General features: G+C 63.8%; 6 protein-coding genes and 1 pseudogene. 3 read left to right on the top strand and 4 right to left on the bottom strand.

Annotated features, from left to right (window positions below; genetic code table 11):
* Positions 1–250: 250 nt before the first annotated feature.
* From ACZYOF_RS29330 to ACZYOF_RS29320, 3 genes are all read right to left on the bottom strand, one after another.
* A complete protein-coding gene (locus ACZYOF_RS29330; protein ID WP_130582222.1) occupies positions 251–478 on the bottom strand; it encodes a hypothetical protein in 228 nt (75 codons plus the stop codon).
* A 178-nt stretch (positions 479–656) separates the two neighbouring features.
* Complete coding sequence (locus tag ACZYOF_RS29325; protein WP_130582223.1) at positions 657–839, bottom strand: hypothetical protein; 183 nt, start codon at positions 837–839, stop codon at positions 657–659.
* 166 nt (positions 840–1005) lie between these two features.
* A complete protein-coding gene (locus tag ACZYOF_RS29320) occupies positions 1006–1203 on the bottom strand; it encodes a hypothetical protein (protein WP_130582225.1) in 198 nt (65 codons plus the stop codon).
* Positions 1204–1729: 526 nt separating this feature from the next.
* Here ACZYOF_RS29320 and ACZYOF_RS29315 point away from each other — a divergent pair.
* A pseudogene (locus ACZYOF_RS29315) lies at positions 1730–2167 on the top strand (SH3 domain-containing protein); the annotation flags it as partial.
* A 41-nt stretch (positions 2168–2208) separates the two neighbouring features.
* Here ACZYOF_RS29315 and ACZYOF_RS29310 read toward each other — a convergent pair.
* A complete protein-coding gene (locus tag ACZYOF_RS29310) occupies positions 2209–3357 on the bottom strand; it encodes an acyl-CoA dehydrogenase family protein (RefSeq protein WP_463717968.1) in 1149 nt (382 codons plus the stop codon).
* Positions 3358–3469: 112 nt separating this feature from the next.
* Here ACZYOF_RS29310 and ACZYOF_RS29305 point away from each other — a divergent pair, with 112 nt between their 5' ends.
* On the top strand, positions 3470–4378 hold the full coding sequence (locus ACZYOF_RS29305; RefSeq protein ID WP_463717967.1) for a LysR substrate-binding domain-containing protein: 909 nt from the start codon (positions 3470–3472) through the stop codon (positions 4376–4378).
* Between the two features lie 176 nt (positions 4379–4554).
* Positions 4555–6099 (top strand): L,D-transpeptidase family protein, encoded by a 1545-nt coding sequence (locus ACZYOF_RS29300; protein WP_463717966.1) that lies wholly within the window; start codon positions 4555–4557, stop codon positions 6097–6099.
* Positions 6100–6154 lie beyond the last annotated feature (55 nt).

The raw sequence follows: 6154 nt of genomic DNA, 5'->3' as shown, positions 1-6154 counted from the left end.
ACTGCTGATGCATTGCGATTGATGGCCTTGACACGAACCATCCCATGTGAGGTTCTGGCTGGCTGGTTACCCGCCTCGATACGCCGCCCTTCTCAGGCCGTCATCACCCAGATTCCGCCATAGCTCAAGCCGGAATCCCCAGCGTGACAGACGAAATCCCTTCTCGTGTCCGCTCCGGGTCCAAGAAGAGACATGGCTGCAGCACTGAGGTGCGCGCCATGCCCGAGACGTTAACGAGGTTCGTTTCAACTCAGATGACAGCTCCGGCCAGCAAGAAAGCACCGCCGAGCGCGACCAGCACAAGTCCAGGCCAATTTGCTTTGATTTCGAAGCCGCTACCCGGTCTTTCTGGTTCCAGTGTGTCACGCCCGGAGCGAAGCAGCCTTCCGCCGCTTAATCGGCCTCGCCAGATTGGCTGAAAGACCATCTGGAGCACGCCGCCGAAAACAAAGAGCACACCAAGCCATATGAGGGTCATGCTCGTCTCCTGCACCAGTGAATGCCGAGAGGTCGCTCCGCCGAGAACCGTCGTCCGTTTGATGTTGGTCGGTGCACTCGGGATTAGAAGAGCCCTGAAAGCCGAGGCAGCGCGCCGCACATGGGTTGCGGATCATGTTCTCCGAAGTTCAGGCTATGCCAATCCTAAAGCATCCTGCTTAGTCTTCGTCTGGCTCGCGCACGACCGGCGCTTCGTCGGTTCCGTTCTCTTCGTCATCTTGGTCGTCGTCCGCGTCCTCTTCGTCGTCATCGGGATCTCGGGGCGGCATCGTGTTGCGTATGATAGCGGAGACACACCAGTCGATCCTGGTCGGAACTACCTCGCGGATTTGTAGGGTCATGTTGTTGCTCCTCGGATGTAACCCTGGGGCATTTTACCTCTTTTTCGGAATTGGGTTAGGCGCGGCGCGCGTGTAGCGGCAGCCCTTGGCGCAAAGCGGACCCCGTCTGAGAAGGGCCAACAGATGACATTCGAAATGAAAGAGGCCGCCTGCTGAGGCGGCCTTCTTACTTCAGCGGCTGCAGTCCGGGCGACATTATCCAATCAATCATGTGAGAAGCTGTTTCGGCTTGCCGAGCTTTGCGAACGAGTCGCTGCCTCTTGTAGCCGGGCGGGATGCCCTGGGCCTCCCTCGCCAGACGCTGTGCCTGGTCCGCGAGCACTTCTTCCAAAGTGGTGTTCCTGAAGCGACGACGCTTGATCATGCCCTCCTCCATATTGTGCAGGCGGGAGCGCAATCGGGCTCTCAGCCACCGGGCGCCTACGGAGCCCCGTGGTTTTTGCCGGTGATGCCAACATAACGGCCTGTCGTAGCGAAGGTTGCTAATCTCCTTCGAACTCCGTGGGTCATTTGCGGCGATTGGTTGCGTCTGATCACGTCCGACCCACACTTTGCAGCCGACGCTGGGTCGAGTGTCGCGTTGGTCGGATAGGAGCAAATAGGCGACATAGCAGTGTGCTCGCCTATTGTCCGGGTGGTTCAATGTCAAAATTGCCGAATGCAAATACGAGATGCTGTACCCGAGGACGCGCCCGCTGCCTGTATTGTGTTGAAACGGTCAATACTGGAGCTTTGCGAAGCTGACCATCGAAACGATCCCTCGTTACCCCCTGAAAACTGATCGGTTGTTGCTCCGGCCAACATGCACCGACGCTGCCCGCGCCTTTGAAATTCAGACGGACTGGGAGGTGACGCGAATGCTGTCAAGTCCGCCACCGCCCCGCCATGGCTTCGAGTCCAGGACGAGCCTCACCGACCTTGAATTCGCGATGGTCGCGATCGTCTACAATACCGGCAGGTACGACCCTGCCAAACGGCTGAAGCAGGGACACCTTAGCGACGGGAAGTATTACGGCGAGTGGATTTTTGAGTACCTGAAATTGTCCCGCACCGTCGATGCCGGCCGAGCGGTTGCGACCGGACGCTATGTGGTGATCGCGCGCGGTGGTCTCAAATTGCGAGGCGGGCCAGGAACGAATTTTGATTCCGACAAGACGCTTCCGGCCGGCACCGAGTTGAACGTGATCGAAGTTGACAGCCACGATCCGTCCTGGGTACGCGTGGATCTCGAGGCGGACGGTCTTTTCGACGGCTACGTCTTTGCCAGTTTCCTTGCGCCGGCTGAACAGCATGTGGCCGCGCGAGAGGACGTCTTGGAGCCGGCGTGAAGCTCCTTGTTCTCAGTTGCACCGAGGGCTTCGCCGACGTCTCAAAGTCTCGCCGTGCCGGGATCGAGGCCGAGGCGGATGCGGCCGGCGATGACGTAATTGTTCGGGCTCATCGCCACGTGCTGGCTTGCTGCCTGGATATCGCGGAGCGCCCGCTCCAGCGGGCAGGATTCGAAGATCGAGATCGCGCCCGCGTCCGCCGCGAGCAGATGGACGATCCGCGATGCGCTCTCCGCAGCATTCGCGCATGCCGCGCGATAGGCGGCGCGTGCATTCGTCGTCGGTTCGCCACGCTCGGCGTCCGCCATGAGGTCCGTCATCGCATCGGCGAGGAAGGCACGCGCCGACCTGTACAGCGCTTCCGCCCGCCCGACGTCGGCCTGCACCGTTTCACGGTCGCGAAGCACGGCCGAGTTACCGCTCCGGGACCTGGTTTCGGCCAGGGTGACGAAGGTCTCGATGGCGCCGCGGGCGATGCCAAGCGGCACGGCCGCTATTGTCCAGGGAAACAGGGTAGCGGGCGGCAGGCGGAACATGAGGCCGGGCTGCGACGGGCTCGGCTCCAGGAAGCTGTGCGTGTGCGCGGCAGGCACGAATACATCGCGCGCCTGGAAGTGACAGCTTCCGGTGCCACGGAGACCCGACACCTGCCAGGTGTCGTCAAGTTCGACAGCCTCGCGGTCCATGTAGCAACACAAGAGCCGGCTTTCGCCATTCGTCTTGTCGGCCGCAAGGCCCATGAACAGCGTTGCCCCGTGGGCGCCGCTGCCGAACGGCCAGCGTCCGGAGACGCAGTAGCCGCCGTCTGACGGGAGCGCTTCGCCGATGGCGCCCGTCGCGCTCGCGATGAAGGCCCCAGGATCGGAAAACCAGCGGCGCGCAACCGGCTCGGGGACATAGCCGCCGATCCGGCTCATGCCCGCACCATTGCCGACGATCCAGCCGAGCGAGCCATCGAGTGCTGCGACCTGCTCGACCACTGCCATGAATTCGAGCGGCGACAATTCCGGCCCGCCCAACGCCTTGGGAAGCCACAGCCGGAACAGGCCGGCGGAAGCGAGTGCCGCGAACATCGCCGGAGGGAGCCGGCGGTCGCGATCGAACTGCTCGCGCAACTCCGCGACCAGCGGAGCAAGCCCCGCAATGGCCTCCAGATAGCGCGCGACGACAGGAGAATGATCGATCCGCATGTTGGGTCCGATGCTGCTGAACCGGCGGCCGCAATGGTCTCACGGCGCTTTTGTCGCGGCAAAGTCGAATATCTCAGTCGCTGGATGAATTGGATTCATCTAGACTGCCGGCATGAGAAAGCTCCCGCCGCTGGGATCCCTTCGCGCCTTCGAGGCCGCTGCCAGACGCCTGAGCTTCAGGGAAGCGGCGGCGGAGCTCGGCGTCACGCCGACTGCCATCAGCCATCAGGTCAGGATTCTCGAGGAGATATGTGGACGGCCGCTGTTTCGCCGGCGCCCGCGACCGCTGGCGCTGACCGATGCGGGCGAGCGGCTGTTTCCGGTGATCCGGAACGGCTTTGATACATTCGCGTCCGTCGTCACCGCGGTGTCGGCAAAGACCATCAAGACGACGTTGCGCGTGACCAGTCCGAATGCGTTTGCGAGCCGCTGGCTGGTGCCGCGCCTGCCGCGATGGCGCAAACTGTACCCGCAGATCCGGCTGGAGATCATCGGCACCGACGCCGTGCTCAATTTGCGCGCAGGAGATGCCGATCTCGCGATCCGCTACGCCCGGACGATGCCGACCGATCTGGTCGCGCGGGAAATCTTCCGGGACAGCTTCTTCCCGGTCTGCAGCCCGGCGCTATTGAGCGAAGGCGGACCGGCGATCACGCGCGCCGCCGACCTCCTGCACTATCCGCTGATCCATTACGACTGGCTGAACGGGGATCGCGAGCCGCCGAGCTGGTCGCGATGGCTCGCCGTCGCACGCTCCGTGGACCCGGATATTCCTGCTGCAACCGAACATTGGGACCTGAGCTTCCGCGAGGAGATCCACGCCATCGATGCGGTCGCGGCCGGGCAGGGGATCGCGATCTGCAGCGACGTCGTGGTGAGCCATGAGATCGAAAGCGGCGCGCTGGTAAAGGCGCACGATCTGGCGCTGCCGGGCTACGGCTTCTATGTCGTTCACGTCCCCGACCATCCGCGGCAAGCCAGCATCGAGGCGTTTGCAGCCTGGATGCGGTCTGTGGCGTAGACGCGACGCCACGAACTTGTCGCGGTCCAGGGACATCATCACATCCTGGCGCAGCGCGTAACTTCGGTTCCGCGTCAGGAGCCGACATCGAGACGGTCTAGCCGTATCGGGGTGAGTCAAATAGACTGGTCGCTGATCTGGATGGACGCGGACAGGCATTTCAACCGGGACATGGCATGGTAAATCGGTTCATCACGGCGCAATCCACCGTGGAGACGCGGCGTTGGGGGAGGCCCGCCATTGTGACGTTCGCGGCGCTGGCCGCACTGGCGGCGCTGACCGCCGACGCCGCGGCGAGACAGGCGCGCCCTGCGCCGCCCACCGAGGCGACGGCGCCGCGCGATGCAGGCGAGCCGATCATGGCGATCGTGTCGATCAAGACCCAGCAGGTCACTTTCTATGACTCCGAGGGCTGGATCCTGCGCGCGCCGGTGTCGACCGGCACCAAGGGACGCGAGACGCCTGCCGGCATCTTCGCCGTCATCGAGAAGGACAAGGACCACCACTCGACCCTTTATGACGATGCCTGGATGCCGAACATGCAGCGCATCACCTGGAACGGCATCGCGCTGCACGGCGGCCCGCTGCCCGGGTATGCGGCCTCGCACGGCTGCGTGCGGATGCCCTACGACCTCGCGGAGAATTTGTTCGACAAGACGCGGATCGGTATGCGGGTGATCATCTCGCCGAACGACGCGACCCCCGTCGAGTTTTCCCACCCGGTGCTATTCGTGCCGAACGCGGAGGCCGTCGCGGCTGCTCCGGCGCGTGCCGAGACGCTCGCCCGCGAGGCGGACGAGGCCGCCAAGGCAGCCGACGAGGCGAAGAAAGCCGCCGCGACAGCGGCGCGCGAGACAGCATCGCTTACGGCGTCGCTGCGCAAGCTGGAGGGGCTCAAGACCCGCGCCGATGCCGAGCTCGCGTCCGCCGACAAGACGCTTGCCGCCGCAAAGACGGACGAGGCCAAGGCGCGGGCCGAGGAGCAGAAGGAGAAGGCCGCCCTGAGGGCCACGGAAGCGGGGACGCAGCTCGACACCGCCAAGGCCGACGCGAAGTCGAAGCTTGCCGCCGTCGCCGCTGCAAAGGACGCCGCCAAAGCGGCCCAGACCAGGAAGGTCGACACCGCCAAGGCGGCGAGCGAGGCGAAGCTCGCGCTCGAGCCGGTCTCGGTCTACATCAGCCGTGCGACGCAGAAGCTTTACGTGCGGCGCAACACTCACAAGCAGTGGCCGGACGGAGGCGAGGTGTTCGATGCGACCATTGAGGTTCCGGTCACGATCCGCGATCCCGATAAGCAGATCGGCACGCATGTGTTCACGGCGATGGCGCGCAACGACGCGGGCCTGCGCTGGACCGCGGTTACGATCGACAACGGGGACGACGCCAACAACGCGCTTGACCGCATCACCATCCCGCAGGATGTGCTCGATCGCATCGCGCCGACTGCATTGCCGCGATCCTCGATCGTCGTCTCGGATGAACCGCTGAGCCGCGAGACCAACTATCGCACCGAGTTCGTCGCGGTGCTGAACAACCAGCCCCAGGGCGGCTTCAAGATGCGCCGGCCTACGGTCGTCGATGTCCCGGTTGCGAGCGGCAACGACTGGGGCAACAACAACGGCTTCGGCTTCTTTTTCCAGCCCAATTGGAACTCCCAACCTAGCAATCCGCGTCCGCGCGCCGGCCAAAACTATCAACCGATGCAACCGCGCTGGTGGTAAGACGCGGCTCGCCCCGCGCGCAGGCCGCTTGGTCGCTTAGCCCCTCTGGACGGGC

The organism is Bradyrhizobium sp. LeoA1Lang (assembly GCF_055413685.1).
Note: the sequence above shows the minus strand (reverse complement) of the source record. Positions and strands in the feature narration are given on the sequence as shown.